The 17,695-nt window shown below is 65.2% G+C and carries 12 protein-coding genes; 1 reads left to right on the forward strand and 11 read right to left on the reverse strand.

The annotated features are described in order from the left end of the window. Nucleotides 1–32: 32 nt before the first annotated feature. The 6 genes from ACODRZ_RS16975 to ACODRZ_RS17000 all read right to left on the reverse strand — a co-directional run bounded on the left by ACODRZ_RS16975 (nt 33) and on the right by ACODRZ_RS17000 (nt 7,488). Nucleotides 33–818: a sugar transferase gene (locus ACODRZ_RS16975; RefSeq protein ID WP_488971865.1), complete on the reverse strand. Its 786-nt coding sequence runs from the start codon at nt 816–818 to the stop codon at nt 33–35. Between the two features lie 353 nt (nt 819–1,171). Beyond that, entirely contained in the window at nt 1,172–2,524 is a 1,353-nt protein-coding gene (locus tag ACODRZ_RS16980; RefSeq protein ID WP_488971864.1) for an HlyD family type I secretion periplasmic adaptor subunit, read from the reverse strand. Between the two features lie 4 nt (nt 2,525–2,528). Further along, the gene (locus tag ACODRZ_RS16985) at nt 2,529–4,259 is read right to left on the reverse strand and encodes a type I secretion system permease/ATPase (RefSeq protein WP_488986214.1); all 1,731 of its coding nucleotides are present in this window, start codon (nt 4,257–4,259) and stop codon (nt 2,529–2,531) included. A gap of 76 nt (nt 4,260–4,335) precedes the next feature. Then, complete coding sequence (locus ACODRZ_RS16990) at nt 4,336–5,784, reverse strand: TolC family outer membrane protein (RefSeq protein WP_488971863.1); 1,449 nt, start codon at nt 5,782–5,784, stop codon at nt 4,336–4,338. 154 nt (nt 5,785–5,938) lie between these two features. After that, nucleotides 5,939–6,922, reverse strand: a complete 984-nt coding sequence (locus ACODRZ_RS16995; RefSeq protein ID WP_488971862.1) for a cell wall hydrolase — start codon at nt 6,920–6,922, stop codon at nt 5,939–5,941. A gap of 287 nt (nt 6,923–7,209) precedes the next feature. Next, nucleotides 7,210–7,488, reverse strand: coding sequence for a hypothetical protein (locus ACODRZ_RS17000; RefSeq protein ID WP_488971861.1), 279 nt, complete (start codon nt 7,486–7,488; stop codon nt 7,210–7,212). Between the two features lie 570 nt (nt 7,489–8,058). Here ACODRZ_RS17000 and ACODRZ_RS17005 point away from each other — a divergent pair. Beyond that, complete coding sequence (locus tag ACODRZ_RS17005; RefSeq protein WP_488971860.1) at nt 8,059–8,217, forward strand: hypothetical protein; 159 nt, start codon at nt 8,059–8,061, stop codon at nt 8,215–8,217. A 271-nt stretch (nt 8,218–8,488) separates the two neighbouring features. Here the strand turns inward: ACODRZ_RS17005 and ACODRZ_RS17010 are convergent, their stop codons facing one another. From ACODRZ_RS17010 to ACODRZ_RS17030, 5 genes are all read right to left on the reverse strand, one after another. Next, nucleotides 8,489–9,832 (reverse strand): MFS transporter, encoded by a 1,344-nt coding sequence (locus ACODRZ_RS17010; protein WP_488971875.1) that lies wholly within the window; start codon nt 9,830–9,832, stop codon nt 8,489–8,491. Between the two features lie 630 nt (nt 9,833–10,462). Then, entirely contained in the window at nt 10,463–11,761 is a 1,299-nt protein-coding gene (locus tag ACODRZ_RS17015; protein ID WP_488971859.1) for an APC family permease, read from the reverse strand. Then, nucleotides 11,758–13,224: a S10 family serine carboxypeptidase-like protein gene (locus ACODRZ_RS17020; protein ID WP_488971858.1), complete on the reverse strand. Its 1,467-nt coding sequence runs from the start codon at nt 13,222–13,224 to the stop codon at nt 11,758–11,760. The genes ACODRZ_RS17015 and ACODRZ_RS17020 overlap by 4 nt, the downstream gene beginning before the upstream one ends. Before the next feature lie 2 nt (nt 13,225–13,226). Next, nucleotides 13,227–14,405 (reverse strand): pyridoxal phosphate-dependent aminotransferase, encoded by a 1,179-nt coding sequence (locus tag ACODRZ_RS17025; protein ID WP_488971857.1) that lies wholly within the window; start codon nt 14,403–14,405, stop codon nt 13,227–13,229. Nucleotides 14,406–14,495: 90 nt separating this feature from the next. Further along, a complete protein-coding gene (locus ACODRZ_RS17030; protein WP_488971856.1) occupies nt 14,496–17,549 on the reverse strand; it encodes a TonB-dependent receptor domain-containing protein in 3,054 nt (1,017 codons plus the stop codon). Between the last annotated feature and the right edge of the window lie 146 nt (nt 17,550–17,695).

A 17,695-nucleotide genomic window follows, 5' to 3' on the forward strand; every position in this document is an offset into this window, starting at 1 on the left:
TGGAATTGTCCGCTCTCGCCGCCAGAAGTCTTTCAGTAAACCCCGCGAGAAGCGATGACGGCAGGGACGGTACGGAAACAGATGGCGAGATCATAGAGCGTCGACTTGCGCAGGGCATACAGCGCGTCGAGGCGAACTCGAGCCTCGTAGGATACCTCATTGCGGCCACTTACCTGCCACAAGCCGGTGAGGCCCGGACGTACCGAGCAATAGGCGCCGAACCGGCTGCCATAGCGCTGGATTTCAGCTTCGATTATTGGGCGAGGCCCGACGATGCTCATGTGCCCGACAAGGATATTGAAGAGTTGCGGCAATTCATCGAGGCTGCTCTTGCGCAGGATCGCACCGACCGGCGTTATGCGGGGATCGCTGCGCAGTTTTTGGTCGCGTTGCCATTCCGCCCTGGCTTCCGGCGACGATGCGAGCAGGTCGTTCAGCACTTCCTGAGCGTTCACGACCATCGAACGGAATTTGAGGCAGGGAAACAGCCTTCCGTCACGGCCCACGCGATACTGCACGAAAAGCACGGGGCCTGGAGCCGTAAGCTTGATCGCGAGTGCGGCAAGGATCAGGAACGGGAGGAAGATCAGGATTGCGGTAGCAGCCACCAGGATGTCGAATACCCGCCCGACGATCGACAAGGCCCGTTCCTCGTTCGAATTGTCTGCTATCGGACGCACGAAAGAAGAACTGGCGTTCATGGCAATGGATGTACCCTTGCTGTGTGGGTCCGCGTTCATCGGATTGGCGTAGACGGTGAAGGATGGGGCAGAATTTGCCCGTGCCGTTTCGTCGAAATGACTCGAGAGAGCTTCCATCGATCCACCCTGAATAGCGAAAATGGCCTGAGAGCTGCCACACGTTGGTTGATGACATGGTAATAGAAGTTAAAGGGGCGTCAATATTATCACGCTGCAGTGCGGCATCATCGAATGATCCGATTGCAATGTATTAATTCCCCCTTGCGTCGTGGGATTCGTCTGAAGTCGCCAATTCCCTGTTTTTCGGTCTTCGGGTTTTTAGTCCGATGTGGATGCTGCAGAAATTTAATCCTTCATAGCGGATCAGACATTCGCGCGTTCCAGGATCAATCGGTTGGATGCCGCTCCGTTGCAATCGTTGACCGTCGGCTGTTCGCGAATCGGCATGGTCGATCGGCCGAGCGCCGAGCCTAGCCTTCGCGAAACGCACGCGCCAACTGATCGGCCAACGGTTTCAGGATATAGCTGAGCATCGTGCGGCGATTTGTTTGAATGAAGGTCTCGGCGGGCATGCCCGGGCGCAGGCGCAATTCTCCAAGCCTCGCGGCCTGACCTTCATCCAGGGTTACGGTAACGCGGTAGAAGGCGCTGTGCGCCGCCTTGTCGTCGGTTCGATCCGCCGAGACATGCGTGACGGTTCCACTCAGTTCGGGTGTAGTGCGGGCCGAAAAGGCGCTGAAGCGCAAGGTCGCCTTCTGACCGACATGAACCTGATCGATGTCCACCGGAGAAATCGTCGCCTCGACGACCATGCGATCGTCGTCCGGAACCAGTTCGAGGATCGTCTGCCCGGCCGGGACGACCCCGCCGACCGTCCGGAACGCCAGCTTGTCGACGGTGCCCGACTGCGGCGCGCGGATGATGGCGCGCTCATAGCTGTCGTTTGCGGCCACTTGAGCGCGCCTCAACTCGCTGATCCGAGCCAGGACATCCATCAGTTCGGCGGCCGCGCTGCTTCGCGCGTCGGCCTGGATCGAGCCCATCTGCAAGCGCAGTTCGCCGATCCGCGCAGCGCCGGAAACGACCGCCTCGCGCGCGCCGTGCGCTTCGGCGGTAAGCCCCGATGCAGACCGTTCGAGCGCGTTCAGCCGGTCAAGCGTCGTGTAGCGCTTTTCATAAAGCTTGCGCGTGGCATCCAGTTCGTCCTTGATCAGCGACGCCTGCTCGGCAAAGCTCTGTGCCTTGGTGCGGGAACTGGCGACATCGGCCGCAGTCTGGTTGATCCGCTGGCCGAGTTGCGCGGTCATGGAACGGCGGGCATCGCGACGCAGGATGAAGGTCCTGCGCTCCTGTTCCACCAGCGCTGCGACGTTGGGATCGTGGGCACGGGCCTTGAGTTCCGCAGGAAAAGGCATGTCAGGGCTGTTGTCACGCTCGGCCGTCAGCCGTGCTGCGCGGGCCAGCAACTGATCGACATTCTCCCCGGTGTAAGTCGCAGCCGCGCCGCTTACCCGAGAGTCCAGGCGCATCAGCGGCTGGCCTTTGGATACGTGATCTCCGTCACGCACCATGATGTCGGCGACCACGCCCCCGGAAGGGTGCCCGATCTCCTTGACGTAACTCGATACGGTAACCTCGCCGGGTCCTATCACCGCGCCGGTCATCGGCAGGAATACCGCAAGTCCGCCGAGACCGAAAACGAGGGCACCGCATAGCAGCAGACCTGCGCGAACTTCTTTGCGCAAACTGCGCGTCGGTTCGTAGTCCGGCTCGGCCAGCGTTGTGGGAAGGGCGGCAGATGGGATGATGATCTCGCTGGACACGGCTCTACTCGACAGGAGGTTCGGGAGTGCGCGAGGGCGCCGGGTTGAAGTTGATGCGCTTGAGCATTTCCGCACGTTCGCCCATCTGGAGAACCTGACCGTCCGCCATGATCATGATGTGGTCGACCTGGGCGAACACGGTCGGGCGGTGTCCGACGATGATGACCAGCGCTCCCCGCTGTTTGGCGGCGGCGATCGCGGCAAGAAGAGCATCTTCGCCCGCCGCGTCGAGATTGGAATTGGGTTCATCGAGGACGATCAGGAACGGTTCGCCGTAAAGCGCGCGGGCGAGCGCGATGCGCTGCCTCTGCCCGCCCGACAGTGCGCCGCCGGACGGCCCGCCGATGGGATATTCGTAGCCACCCGGAAGGGCGACGATCATGTCATGCACGCCGGCGGCGCGCGCCGCCGCAATGATCGCTTCGGGCTCTGCTTGGGGGTCGAAGCGGGCGATGTTCTGCGCAATGCTGCCTTCGAAAAGTTCGATGGTTTGCGGTACGTAGCCGATGTCGCGTCCGATCTGTACCGGGTCCCATTGATCCAGCGACGCCCCGTCAAGGCGAACGGCTCCCCTGAGCAAGGGCCAGGCGCCGGTGATAGCGCGCATCAATGACGATTTCCCGGACCCGCTATGACCGATGACAGCCAGCGCTTCACCGGCAGCGAGGCGAAAGGAAACGTTGGCGACCGTTATCTTCTGGCGACCGGGTGGGCCGCAGACTACGCTTTGCACTTCGAGCTCGACATGCGGCCTTGGCAGCAGCATCGGTTGTTCGAGCGGCGGCACGCGGTCGAGCAGGGCGGCCAGACGGCGCCACGCCTGGCCGGCTTCGGTCATCGGTTTCCATTGGCCGATGGTCTGTTCGACGGGCATCAGGGCGCGCGCACTCAGGATCGATCCGGCGATGATGACGCCGCCGGTCGCATCGTTGTCGATCACCAGGAACGCACCCACAGCGAGCACGAAGGACTGCAGGAACAGGCGGAATGCCTTGCCGATCACCTGGGTCCGGCCGGACACGCCTGCCAGTTCATCGTGCGCGGCGATCAGGTTCAGGCTGACCGCGTCCCAGCTTGCGCGGCGCCTGGCACCCATTCCCAGAACGCGCAGGACTTCGCCGTTGCGGCGCACGTCCTCGGCCATGTTGAACCGGGCGGCGGCGACGGCAGCGGCCTGCGACGCTGGCCCGCGAGTCCGGCGGTCCCCCAGTACCATCAGGGCGATCATGATCAGCACCCCTGCCAGTGTTGCCAGGCCGAGAGCCCAATGAAACAACGTGAGGATCAGCAGGAACATGACCACATAGGGCAGGTCGAGCAGGGCCAGTGGCCCCGGCCCGGTGATATACCCTCGCACGACGTCGAGGTCCCTTACGGGCGCAGCCCCTGCAGGCATGGGGCCGACCTCCTGCTCGTAGCGACTGATGATGTCGTACAGTCGATCGCAGAGCTTCTGGTCAGCCTGCGCGCCGGAATGCAGCAGTACGCGCGATCGGATAACGTCGACCGCACCCTGGAACACGTAGGCGACCGTCACCATCAGTAACAGCCCGGCGAGTGTGGCGCCGCTGCGACTGGCAAGCACGTCGTCGTAGACCAGCAGCATGAAGAAGGAGCCGGACAGGAGCAGCACGTTGAAGACGGCGCTGAAGGTCAGGATCGGCCAGAGCACGGGGAGGATTGCTCGAAGCATTCCGCGCACTTCGCCGAAGAATGTGTCGCGCGCTGGGGTCATGAGGAATGTCCTGTAGCAGCGTGTCTCGGCAGCTTCGGCCGTGTAGTTCGCGAAACGTCCGATGGAAAAGCCGGGCTCATTGCGCGTCCGGTTCCGGGGACATGTCGTGTCCGGGCTCGGCGTCGTTTTCGACGCTGGCCGGAGCAGGCGTGAAACGCTGGTCGTAGCCGGCCGTGTCGATCGTCTGGATCAGCGGGGCGGTCGGCAGGCCGGTCCATGGTGCAGGTTGGTAGACCGACGGGTCGAATGCGGGTGTACCGGGGGCGAAGGCGTCGGCGCGCAATTGCCCCATCGCGCCGAGCAGCAGTGCGTGCTGCACATAGATCTGGGCTTCGGACTGCGCCTGAGCCTGACGCGAAACCAGCAAATCGCGCGCAGTGTCCAGCACGTCCAGCGAGGTGACTTGTCCGGCGAGTTGCTGCTGCCTGGCACCATCGAGTGCGCTTTGGGCAGCCGTTACCGCGCGGTTGTAGGCGGGCAGGGCGCGTCGTGCCGCTGCAAGCTGATCCCAGTAGCTTGCGATGTTCTGCCGCACGTTGCGCGAGGTCTGTTCCAGTTGCTGGGCTGCCGCGTCGGCAAGTTGCCGCGCCTCGCGAATGCGCGCCGAAAGCAGGCCCGCCGAATAGAGGGGAACCGTCAAGCCCAACTGGACCTGAGCGGAGGTTTCGCGCGGATCGTCGTCTTCGATCGTGAGCGGGGTGCGGGCCACGCTTGCCTGCAGGCCGACATAGGGACGGGCATTGCCACGGGCCTGAGCAATGCGCCCCTGGGCGGCGGCGAGGTCGAAGCGGGCCGCTTCCAGCAGGGGGCTCGCCGTGGCACCAAGCGCCTGTGCATCCTCCACTGTGGGAGGCAACGGGGGGAGTTGGGGAAGCGGTGCCAGAGCCCCCGGATAATGCCCTATGACATTGCGAAAGCTGTTGCGACTGGCGAGCAGGCTGCCCTGGGCGAGTTCAAGCTGCGCCTGGCCACTGAAGATGCGGCTGCGCGTCTGCTGCAGATCCGTCTCGGTGGCGTAGCGGGCCGAATAGCGGGCGTTGATCTGATCGAGTTGCTCGGTCAACTGCGAGAGGTTCGCGCGGGCAGTCTCGACGAGTTTCTCGTCGCGCAGAACCGTGGAGTAGGCGATTACGACGTTCGCCAGCATGTCCTGCTCGGATGCGTGCATGTCTGCCATCGATGCGCTATACCCGGCGTCGGCGATCCGTCGCTGCGCGGTCAGGCGGCCGAAGGTGAACAGCGGCTGGTCGATCGATGCCGACAGCTGGGGCGTGAACCCCGACTGCTTCAAGGCGGTGATACCGTTCTCGGTCACGCGCCGCCAGGCATAGGCATAGCTGGCATCCGCGGAGATGCTGGGGCCGAACTGGGCTTTTGCCTGCAGCACCCGCTCCTTGGCGGCGCGCGTGCCGGCGCGGTTTGCTTCTACGCCGGGGTTATGCCGGTAGGCTTCCGCAATCGCGTCTCCCAGGGTTTCGCCGAAGGCAGGGGGCGCAACAGCGATCGCGGCCGCTGCGCTCAGCAAGATCCAATACTGCCGGCACAGGAAAAGTCGCATGGTCGGTCCGCTTACGTCCAGTGACTTGTCCTGACGCCACATGGTGAACATGACCCTGCCGCCGCCCTCCGGATTACCCCGTAGTTTCTGCGGCTTTGCGCTTACGGAGCGCGCATGGCCGTCACCACGCATGGGACAAGTCGCCCCTGAAGGTAATCCAGCGCCGGTTCTGGCTCGAAAGGCACTGGCTGTCGGACGGGTGGTTGAAGCGCGTACAATCCCATAGGACGACTTCGACCCCGGTACGCTTGTCGCTGACGTAGAGGAAAACGACTGTGCGAATGACAGGCCTGGTCGGAGAACCGTAAGGCGCCGAATGGCGATCCCATCCGACGACTTTGCAATACGTCTGGCCACGACACTCCCTCAGGCCTTGCATGGCGAGCTTCGTTCCGTCTCCGCCACCATCGACGAGAATGAAATGGTCGCCTTCCTGCCGCGTCAGCACGGTGCTTGCTGCTACTGCGGTTCCGCCGGGCTCCTCGGTTGTGTCGGTGGGCGCGGTACTTGCATTCTCGACCGTCCGGTGCGCTTGGGAAATGAAGGTGAGCTTATGCTGGTACGCCTCAATGCTGCTGTAGGGCGCATCGAAGGCGGGTTTGCGGCCCCAGCTTCCTCGCCAGCGGAAGAACAGGTGTGTGTCGATCTGGGCGATCTTGTCGAGTGTGGCGCTCCAGTAAGGCCGCACCCAGTCGGTATGATAATGCGTGGCCATTCCGATGGCGGGATCGGTCTCCCCGGCGAGGAAGGATGCGGCGGTCTCTCGCGCCCGGCGCCACGGCGCGGGAGCGGGATGGCGGGTGAGCGCGCCATCGCAGGTGAAAGTGAACTGGCACCCGCTCGCGCGTTCGGAGCCCTGATAGACGACACCGCACACCGAATGCGGGAAAGCCGGATGGCGCATGCGGTTGAGGACCACTTGCGCGACGGCGGCCTGGCCCTTCCTGTCATCGCCGGCCTCGTAAAGCAGGGCGCTGGCCATGCAATCCAGAGCGCGGCTGTAACCATCGCTCGTCTTGTCGAGATGAAACCCGGTCGGACGATCGGTGCCGAGAGGAACAAAGGGCGTGACGCGGTTCAGGGATAGGGCGTCGCGATGGGCCATCCGCTCGAACGCGACCGGGGCGACAGGCGGCGGGGCTGCAGCCCGGCCGGGTGCACTTCGCGGATATACTGCACTTGACCTCGGCTCTGCCGGTTCAGGACGATGTCCGGCAGGGCGGACCGTCAGGGAAGCGAGCACGATAATCACGGCAAGCGCGAGGATAGCGGAAAGCCGTCCACGCTTTGCAGTGCTTCGCCGCAGTACGCATGCGACATTGCCTTGCGTGCGCTCCGGGGGCGAGGCCAGGCGCGATCGCGGTTGCCAGTGGAGAGGTGCGCAGGAGATGCTCATCGGCTTGGTGTCACCGAGATCATGCCGTAGAACTGCGAATAGCGTTCAAAAGGCGCCCCACCGTTCACGGTGATGGATTCAAAGCTTGTCGTGCCGCGCGTATATGTGCCTTTGAAACGATGCTCGATGGAGTCCTGATTGGCGGATTTGAAATAGCTGCTTGTCCGCGCGCCGGCCTCGAGCGCCGCATCGTTGAAAAGATCCTCTCGCTTAACACTGGTTCGGGTGAAAAGGTTGTCGTCTCCGCGAGCGCCGAAGGCCACTGATGGCAGCACGTCTAAGCCACCGAGTTCATAGGCGATTGATGCATATTAAGGGATGACGCAGCGACCGGGAACATCGTCCGGCTCCCGAATGATCCGATGAGGGGGATGCGCTTGCGCCCGCGCCATCGACCAGGTATTCGCCTGTGAGCTGGTTTTCACCGCAGGCGGTAATGCGCAGCTGATCCCCGGCACTCGGAATGTAGTGGGGCTCCACGCCATCGAACGTAAGTTTCGGCAAGGCTGTGGTTCCGGTGCATGCGCTTGTGCCAAGGAGCTGGGTGCATAGTTCATTCGTGAGTTCCAGCATGGGTTCTTCCGCAGTCGTGATGACATTGTCCGTCCGGCAATCTGGCGTACCGATGGGCTGAGTTTCAAAGGAAGAACCGTTCAATAACGACGCAATTCTGCAGTGATTGATCCGATTGCGATCAGGTTATTCTTAAGGGATTCTCGATCGAGCGCCGCTGGAGCGGCTGGTCGAGGCATGCGGGGCGTCGTTGGTCATGACTTTGTGCGGTGCGGTGGCTGCAGACCGTGCAGTTAATCCAATCACAGCACTTGTTCCTCTATGCATGGGGCATGTCCGATGCCCATGACCCCTCCCTTCAGGCCATGCGCGCCGCTCGACCAGCGGCGCCGATCGGTGCGCGTCCGATCCTGTGGCGTGGCTGGCTGGCCGGACTGGCGATCAGCGTCGCGCTCTGGGGGGCACTGGCTGCGGTGGTGGTCTATCTCTGACCGGACGAGGCGGCGCTTCGCCTCACCTCATCTCACCTTGCCTCCGCAAACGGGAATTGCCTGTATTTCGGATATGCTTGCGATTGAGGGGTATCCCTCAAGCTCTCTACGCTGATCGTGCCTGCCGCCATGTTTCTGGGTCGCCTACCCGGCGATGGAGCTAGCCAAGTCTCCTGTCGACCCCATGCGGCCTGCGGCGCTGGTCGCTTCCACGGGGATGCTTTTCGCGGCATTTGGCTTCGGATGATTTCCTGTCGTCCGCGCTTCGGAATCAGTCTGACACCGTGCCGAGGCGACGTTCATCCTCGCGGTCGATGGCAAGCAGCGATGTGCCTTTGCTCTCGGTCATGACGAGGGCGGACAGCAGGCTGATGGCGCCCGCCGCTGCGACATAGAACGCGATCGGCAGCCAGTCATCGTACTCGCGCAGCAGGGTGGTGCCGATAAGCGGCGCCCAGGATCCCGCAAAGATCGCCGTCACCTGATATCCGAGAGAAACGCCGGAGTAGCGCATCCGGGTGGGGAACATCTCGGCCATGATCGCGGGCTGCGGGGCATACATCAAGGCATGGACGAACATGCCCACGAAGATGCCCGCCAGCACGACGACGGTGCTTGCGCTGTTGAACATCGGGAATGCGATGAAAGGCCATGCAACCGTGAGCGCCGCTCCGAGCATATAAACCGGCTTGCGGCCGATCCGGTCGGCCAAGGCACCGAACAGCGGGATAAGAACGACATGGAGGATATGCGCGCAGAACAGCAGGGCCAGGATCTTGGTCGTATCGACACCGATATGGGCCAGATAGGTGATCGAGAACGTGACGACCATATAGTACAGGATATTCTCGCCCACCCGCAGGCCCATCGCCGTGAAGACGCCGCGCGGGTAGCGTCGGAAGACTTCGACCAGCCCGTAACCCTGGTGCGCGCGCTCTTCGGCTTCGGCCTTGGCGGCCTCGAAAATGGGGGAGTCGGCCACCTGGGTTCGGATGTAGTACCCGATCCCCACGATAACGGCCGAAAGCCAGAAGCCGAAGCGCCAGCCCCACGACAGGAATTGCGTGTCGGACAGGGTTGCCGACAGGATCAGCAGCACGATCGTTGCCAGCAGGTTGCCCAGAGGCACGCCCGCTTGGGGAAAACTGCCCCAGAAAGCGCGGCTGTGATTGGGGCTGTGTTCTGCCACCAGCAGCACTGCGCCGCCCCATTCCCCGCCCAGCGCGAACCCCTGCACGAAACGCAGGACCACCAGAAGGACCGGCGCCCAATAGCCGATCGAGCCGAAAGTAGGGAGGCAGCCCATCAGGAATGTCGAACAGCCGATCAGCATCAGGCTGAACTGGAGCAATGATTTGCGCCCGACCCTGTCGCCGATGTGACCGAACACGATGCCGCCCAGCGGTCGCGCGATGAAGCCGACCGCATAAGTGGCGAACGCTGCGATCACGCCGTCCAGGTCATTGCCGGTGGCCGGGAAGAACAGCTTGCCGAAGATGAGCGTGGCGGCCGTTCCGTACAGGAAGAACTCGTACCACTCGACCACGGTGCCCGCCATCGAGGCGCCCACGACCTTGCGCAGGTAAGGTAGATCGGCCTTCTCTTCGTGCTGCATCGCTTCCACATCCCATTTCCCGTTACGCTGCCGTGCGTGAGTCAAGCCCAGCCGCTTCCGCGCGTGCGGGATATGTTGCAGCGCATTCAAATCAACTCAAGTCGTTAGAATGATCAGGGGACGTGCTTAAGGAAATGGGGCAGGCGCGGCTGGCAGGCCGCTTCATCCCGGCCTGTCACCGGCATCGGGCAGGCTGCGGATGCGGCCAGATGGTGATCCGGCGCACATCGTCGCGGGCGGGAAGCGGCGTGCTCTCGTTGGGGTATCCGCTCCAACTGCCGCCTATCACCAGATTGGCGATCTCGAAACGTTCGTCGAACGATGGAGCGGCAAGCTGCGCCAGCAGATCGGCGCCATTGCGAGGTGGCGGGGGCGCCGCCGCCGCTGGTTGCCTGGGCGTTCGGATCGGCGTTTTCCTACAGTCGTTTGTGTGGGTTAAAGTGCCCGTATGACCCGTCGGCCCCCTTCCGCAAGGTGACAACCTTTCGTGCCAAGGTGACAGGTTGGCGGGCTCAAGTGTCACCTTACCGGGCCAAGGTTACACCTTTCAGTCGCAAGGTGACACATTCCGCCCCCAAGGTGACACCTTTTCATCCTGGACGGTGTAAACTGTGTAAACCTGCCGGTCGGTCAGCCCCGGACGCGGGTGTGCAGCAGGCGGAACGCCGCGCCCGCCAGCACCCAACCGCCGAGCAGGGCGTAAGGGCGCCAGTCGGCCTCCAGCCCCACCAGTGCGAGGGCCAGTGCGCAGGCGGCTCCGGCATAGGCGAAGGCGCGCATCGTCGGGCGGGCGAACTTGAAGGCGGCAGCCTCGTAGAGATCGTCGTGCCGCTCGACCACGCGGGCGGCGGAGAGGCAGATGCTGGCGTATTTCAGCAGGTTGGGGATGTTGACCGCCAGGAACAGGAAAGTCAGCTCCATCGGCAGCAGCAGTCCCGCGCAGCCGATGGCGAAGACCGCCAGCAGCGCGACGTAAGGCGTCTGCCAGCGTGGATGGACCCGGCCGAGCGCGGCGGGCAGCATCCCCGCCGTGCCCATGGCGTAGAGGCTGCGGCTGAACATCGCGAACATCGCGTTGAGCGACTTGCCGATCGACAGCACCGCCGCCAGCACGATCACCGGCGTCGCCACCGGCCCCATGAACGCCTTGGCGGCGTCGAGGATCGGCGCCTCGCTCGATCCCAGTGCCGGAGCGCCCAGCACGCCGAGCGCCACGAAGCCCACGGCAAGGTAGAGCAGCGTCGCCGAGCCGATCGACAGGGCGATCCCCAGCGGAATGGCGCGGCGGCTGTCGGCGACTTCGGCGCCTGCCTCGGTCGCGGCCTCGATGCCGAAGAACAGGCCCATCAGCAGCGGCATCGCCGCGATCATGCCGTGCAGGCCGTTGGGGAAGAGGGGTTCGAGGCGGGAGATGTCCACCGTCGTCGCGCCGCCCCAGCCGATGAATACCGCGAACAGGATCAGCATCGCAGCCAGCAGCCACTTCTGCACGGTCGCGGCGATATGGACGCCGAACAGGTTGGCGAGCAGCGCCAGCACCAGCACCGCGAACATCGTCGGCTTGACCGGCAGCGGCAGGATCATCGATCCGTAGCGCACGAGGACCAGCGCCAGGACCACCATCGCCCCCATGTTGGCGATGATCCGCGCCCAGGCGATGAAGAAGCCGAGCGCGGGGTGCAGGAACCGCGCGGGCCACGCGAACGAGGCGCCCGACACCGGCAGCGCCGAGCCGAGGAAGGCATAGCTCACCGCGATCAGGTACATCGGCAGCGCTGCGACCAGCACCGAGAGCAGCATCGCGGGACCGGCGATCGCGGTGGCGGGCGCGATCGCGGAGAAGATCGAGACCCCCACCGCCGTACCGAGGCCCAGCGCGACGACGCCCCAGAGGTCGATGCCCTTGGCGAGTTTCTGCTCGTCGCTCACGGCTTGCTGCCCGCGATGACGAAGGCGCGGATGTCGGCGACTAGCCTGCGCCAGCTGACGTCGTCGGAATAGGCGACGTGCCCAGCGGGATAGCGGTGGTTGACGAAGCGGTCTTCGGTCAGGCTGGATTGCGCGAAGAGGTAATCCGCCGCACCGACGGTAGTTGCGAGGTCGTAGAGGCCGGTGCCGACGAACAGGTGCAGCTTGGGCTCGGCGGCCATCGCGGCTTCGAGGCGGGCCATGAACGGCCAGTCGTTGAATGGGCTGTCGCCCGCGCCGTAGGACCATTCTCCGGGGAAGCGGGTGATGACCTTGTAGCGCTCCGGGTTCGCCACGCCGATGCTGGCGAGCTGGCCGATCACCGCCTTGCCGTAGAGGTCGGACACGGCGGAGAAGGCGTCGGGGCCGACCATCTCGCCTGCGTTGGCCGGGAGCGGCGCGGTGTAGCGCGCGTCGTAGCGGCCCAGCACTTTGCCCTCGTCGCGCAGCAGTTCGACGCGGAAGCGCTCCTTGGAGATGCGCAAGTCGTGGGTGAGGTAGAAGGCGGCGGGGATGCCGGTGAGGTCGGCCAGCTTGGCGGCGACCTTGGCGCGATCGGCCTCGTCCAGCGCGCGGCCCTTGTAGAGCGCGTCGAGGTAGGCCGGGCCGAAGGCGGCGGCCTCTGCGGCGCTGGCGGCGGGGTCGCAGGGCGCGGGGCGCTTGTGGTGGTAGCAGGCCAGCGCGGCGAGGGTCGGCAGCGAGACCGGGTAGGTCACCACGTTGTCGGGCCGCTGCGAGGTCTCGATCATGTTGAGCGCCTGCCCGAGCAGCAGCACGCCGCGCACCTTGAGGGCGCTGTCCTGCGCCTTCAGCGCATCGACCATCGCGGCGGCGCGGATGGTGCCGTAGCTCTCGCCGAGGATGAACAGCGGCGAGGCGGTGCGGTGGTTCTCGGCGAGCCAGGCGCGGGCGGCCTGCGAGACGGCATCCGCATCGCCCTTCACCGACTGGTAGAAGGCGGGGTCGGCGTCCTTGCCGATTTCGGAGAAGCCGGTGCCGGGCGGGTCGAGGAAGACGAGGTCGGCAACGTCGAGCAGCGAGGCCGGGTTGGCGGACACGTCCACCTCGACGGGCAGCGGCGCGGCGGGGTCTTGCGGGACATGCGCCCGCATCGGGCCGAGTGCGCCCATCTGCAGATAGGCCGAGGCTGCGCCCGGGCCGCCGTTGAAGACGAACAGCACCGGGCGCTCGGCAGAGGCGCTCTTGCGGACATAGGCGACGTAACCGGCGGTCGCGTCGCTGCGTCCCGGCTTGCTCGCGACCGGGTACGTGCCCGCCTCGGCCGTGAAGGCGAGGCGCTTGCTGCCGACCTTGAGGCTCTGTTCGGTGCTGCCTTCTATCTTCGCCGCGACGGTGGGCGCTTCCTGCGCGATAGCCGAAGTGCTCGCCAGCATCGCCAGCGCGAGGGTCAGCCAAGTGCGCATGTTCAGTTCGTCCCTCTGGCGGCTAGCAGGTCGCGGTAGCGGACCAGCCCGTCGGTCAATGCCTGCAATCCGTAGTCCACGTCGGCCGGGGCACGGGCGAAGCCGATGCGTATGTGCCCGGCGGCGCCGAAGTATTCCCCCGGCGCCACGACCACGCCGCAGCGTTCGGCCAGCCATTCGGAGAAGGCGATCGTGTCGTCAATCCCGGTCAGGCGCGGGAAGGCGATGCAGCCGAAGCGCGGCAGCTCGCCCGAGACGAGGCCCTCGGCGCGCCAGTGGGCGTGGTAGCTCTCGATGATCGGGCGGGCCTTGCGCATGATCGCGTCGCGGTATGTGTCGAACGGCTCGGGCCGCTCCAGCACCAGCGCGGCGGCGGCGTGGGCGAGGTTGGAGACGCCGAACTCGGTCTCGTCCGCCAGCGCGCGGATGCGGCGCATCGGGGCCTCGTCCGCGACGATCCAGCCGCAGCGCAGGGTGCTGAGGCCGTAGGACTTGGTCAGGCTGTCGATCCCGATGATCGCGGGCGAGAGCGACACCGCCGAGGGTGGGCGCACATCGGCATCGACATAGGCGGCGTAGACTTCATCCACGACGACATGAATGCCGCGTGCCTCGGCGATGCGGGCGATGGCCAGCAGCATGTCCCGATCCACCGCCATGCCGGAAGGGTTGTGCAGGTTGGACAGCACGATCAGCCGCGTCATCGGAGTGATCCGCGCGGCGATCTCGTCGGGGTCGATGGTGAAGCCATCGCCTTGCCGGGTGAACTGATCAACGCCAAGGCCGTTGGTCCGGGCGATGGTGTGGAACAGGTCGAAGCCGGGCGTCTCGACCAGCACCGACTGCCCGGGACCGACGAGGGCGCGGTAGATCAGCGAGAGCGCGCCGGTCGCTCCGGTGGCGCAGAGCACGCGGTCGGTCGCCACGCCGTAGCGCCGGGCGAGCTGCTCGACGACGTAGGGATTGCCGTTGAAGGCGCTGGTGTAGCGCGAGGTCACCGGCTCGGCGAATTCCTCGACGACGATCCGGCGCAGCAGGTCCACTGGCTCGGGCACGGAGCTGTCGAACAGGCTGACCAGCAGGTTGCGCTCGGAGCGGACCGAGCGGATCACCTTGCGGACCCACTGCGAGTACGAGCCGATCCCGGCGTCGTCGGGAGTGGGGGAGGGAAAGGGGGGCATCGGCGGGTTCATCGCGGGGATCGTCTGTTTTTCCGTTCGATGCGGGAATGAAACCGCCGCCAGCGCGTCATGCACCGGCGGCGGATCGGATCACTTCAGCTTGATGCGCGCGCCGACGAAGAAGCGGCGGCCGAGGATGTCGCCATAGGCGATCTGCGGATAGGACGGGGCCTTGTCGGTCAGGTTGTCGATGCCTGCGCGGAAGGTCATGTTCCCGGCCTCGACCTGCGCCGAGATCGAGTGGACGATGTTCGACTTGAGGATCGGATTCGGATTGGTCTCGACGGTCGCGTCATAAGCGGCGCGGGTGCGGCCGAGGTAGTCAAGCTGGTAGCTGACGCGCACCGGCCCCTTGTCCCACACCGCGTTGAACCGACCGACCCATTCGGGGCTGCGGTACGTGTCGTCGGTGCGGATGAAGGTGGTGCCCGTCACCGACGTGGTGAGCAGGGTGTTGTGCGTGGCATTCGCAGTCAGTCGCAGGGTGCCGAGGTCGTTGCCGCCGAACAGATCGCCGGGTGCGAAGGCGTAGTCGATCGTGTACGTTTCGCCCCGGTACTTCATAACGCCCGCGTTGAAGGTGGTCGTGGTGCCGGTGACGATGGTGCCGCCGATGGTGGTGGCATCGGGCGTGACGAGGCGCGTGAAGGCGCTGCACACCGCGTCCGCCGGGTTCGGATCGTCGAAGCAGGCCGCGGCGAAGTCCTCGGTGGTGAAGGCCGAGAGGCCGTCCTTGAGGTCGATCTCGATGCGGTCGACGCTGATCGACAGTCCGGGCACGAAGCGCGGCTGCAGCACGATGCCGTAAGTCAGCGTGTCCGAGATCTCGTTGCGCAGGTTCGGATTGCCGCCGCTGGTGACGGTCGTGCGGTTGAAGTTCTCCGCTGGGCTCTGGAAGCGGGCGAGGCGGTCGGCGGCGCTCAGGCCCGCACCGGTGCCGTCCCCGTCGACGCCGAACGTCGGGTTGGCGGTGAACAGCGCAAGGCAGTTGGCGTAGCGGACCGACGGGTTGGAGCCCGCGTTGATCCGGTCGGCATCGCAAGGGTCGTAGCCTGCCGATTCGATGGACGTGCTGGTCGGCGCGAGCAGCTGGGTCAGCGTCGGCGCGCGGAAGTTGCGGCTGCGCGATCCGCGCAAGGTGACGCCGTCGGTGACTTCCCAGCGCAGGCCCGCGTCCCACACGCTCTCGGTGCCCGCGAACGAGTTGTCGACGTAGCGGAAGGCGCCCTTGAATTCGAGCAGCTTGACCAGCGGCAGGGTGAAGTCGCGGCCGATCAGCGGCACGATGACTTCGGCGGAAAGCTCGTCGGTGTTGTAGCCGCCCGACTGCGCCACCTGCTGCGAGCCGTCGCCGAACACGCCGTCGCGGTTGGCCTGCAGCGGGCTGAACGCGGCCTTCTCGTCGCGGTGTTCATAGGCGGCGCTGAACTGCACCTCGCCCATCGGCAGCGTGAACAGCGTGCCGCCCAAGGTGGCAAGAACGTCGATCTGCTCGTTGGTCCAGTCCATCCCGGCGCGGGTGCTGACGTAGTCGCGCGCGGCATCGCTGACGGTGTTCGTACCGAAGGGGTTGATCGGCGCGCAGCTCGGGTCGTCGTTGGTGGTGTCGGCATCGGCGTTGATCGCGCAGACCGCCTGCCCGCCGGAGAGGACCGAGTTGATCGCATTGTTGTAGCGGCTGTTGACGACCTGCCAGCTGCGCTGCCTGCCCTCGACACGGGCGTAGCTGCCCGAAACCGACCAGTAGAAGTTGCGGCTGCCGACGTCGAAGTCACCGTCCAGCGTCAGGGCGCCGCGCCAGGTGTCGGTGTTGTAGGTCTGCACCGGGTCGGGGACGAGGTCGTAGAAGTACTTCGACAGGTATAGCGGCGCGCCGTTGGCGAAGCTGGGGCGGGCGGCGATCAGCGCGGCCTTGGCCTCGTCGGTCAGGAAGGCGTTGTTGATGGTGAACGCAATCGGCCCGGCATAAGTGCCGCCGTTCAGCACGGTGCGGCTGTTGCGCTGCGGGATCTCGCGGCCCTTGGTGTTGGCGTAGAGGAATTCGGCCGAGAGGGTGATGCGATCGGTCAGGTCGTAGTGGCCGATCGCGTTGGCGGTCAGGCGCTCGACCCCGGTGCGCAGGCCCGCCAGTTCCTGATAGGGGAAGCCCTCGCCGTCAAAGGCGAAGGGGATGCCCTGGATGGTGCCGGGATTGTAGGGGATGATGCTGCCGTCGCTGCCGAACTGCAGCGCGCTGCCCGCGCCGTTGCGCAGCAGGAAGCTGGGCGGCGGGGCGGGCGCGGTGAAGATCACGCCGTTGCCGTTGAACGGCCAGAACCCGGCGTTGAAGATTTCCTTGACCGACGGAATTCCGTCGCTGGGACCGGTGTTGGCCGGGTTTGTGACGGTCAGGCGGCCGAGGTTCGACAGCGGGCGATCCGAGAAGCGCAGCGAGGGCGTCTTCGACCAGCCCACGTCGACCGCGAAGTTGCCGCGACCTTCGGCGAAGTTGAAGCCCGCGGTGCCGCGCAGCGAGTAGGTGCCGTAGTCGCCGCGGTCGGAGATGCCGGTCTGGCCGTCCAGCTCGATGCCGGTGAAGTCCTTCTTGAGGATGTAGTTCACCGTGCCCGCGATCGCGTCCGAACCGTAGACCGCTGCGCCGCCGCCCTGATAGACCTCGACGCGCTCGAGCAAGCCGAGAGGGAGGATGTTGGAATCGACCTGCGCGTCGCCGCCACCGGCAGCCCCGCCGATGCCCGAGCTGCTGGTCACCATGCGGCGGCCGTTGAGCAGGGTCAGCGTGCGCCCGGTGCCGAGGTTGAAGAGGTTGGGCGCCTGAATGCCCGAACCGCTGCTCTCGCCCGAACCGTCCGCCTGATTGAGCGTCGGCACGTTGGAGGGCAGGTCGTTGAGGGCATCGGCGACGCTGACATAGCCGCGATCGAGGATCTGTTGCTGGCCGACTTCGAGGACCGGGGCGGCATCGGAATTGGGCGCGCGGCGGATGCGCGATCCGGTGACGACGATGGCTTCACCGGCGCTTTCGGCCCCGGCGCCATCGAACGCGGCGGGGCGCAGGTCCTGCGCGTGGACCGGCGTGCCGAACACGGCGACCGAGAGTGCGGTGGTGGCCAGAAGCGTGCGTGTCTGCCTGCGAAGTGTCATGCCCGAATTCCCCGATGTGTCCCTGAAGGCCGCCGCGTTGGCGCAGCGTTTCCCTGTCCGTCAGGATAGAGGCAGGCACCGGGAATAGTTTTGCGTTCGCACCGGCCCCGGCGCATCGCTCGCCCGTTTCCGCTGCGATTGCAATT

Source organism: Novosphingobium sp. FG90 (genome assembly GCF_057808725.1).

Coding starts and splice junctions, on each gene's coding strand:
- ACODRZ_RS17030 (WP_488971856.1), bottom strand. CDS start 17,549: ATGACACTTCGCAGGCAGACACGCACGCTTCTGGCCACCACCGCACTC.
- ACODRZ_RS17010 (WP_488971875.1), bottom strand. CDS start 9,832: ATGCAGCACGAAGAGAAGGCCGATCTACCTTACCTGCGCAAGGTCGTG.
- ACODRZ_RS16975 (WP_488971865.1), bottom strand. CDS start 818: ATGGAAGCTCTCTCGAGTCATTTCGACGAAACGGCACGGGCAAATTCT.
- ACODRZ_RS17025 (WP_488971857.1), bottom strand. CDS start 14,405: ATGCCCCCCTTTCCCTCCCCCACTCCCGACGACGCCGGGATCGGCTCG.
- ACODRZ_RS16985 (WP_488986214.1), bottom strand. CDS start 4,259: ATGACCCCAGCGCGCGACACATTCTTCGGCGAAGTGCGCGGAATGCTT.
- ACODRZ_RS16995 (WP_488971862.1), bottom strand. CDS start 6,922: ATGGCCCATCGCGACGCCCTATCCCTGAACCGCGTCACGCCCTTTGTT.
- ACODRZ_RS17020 (WP_488971858.1), bottom strand. CDS start 13,224: ATGCGCACTTGGCTGACCCTCGCGCTGGCGATGCTGGCGAGCACTTCG.
- ACODRZ_RS17005 (WP_488971860.1), top strand. CDS start 8,059: ATGTCCGATGCCCATGACCCCTCCCTTCAGGCCATGCGCGCCGCTCGA.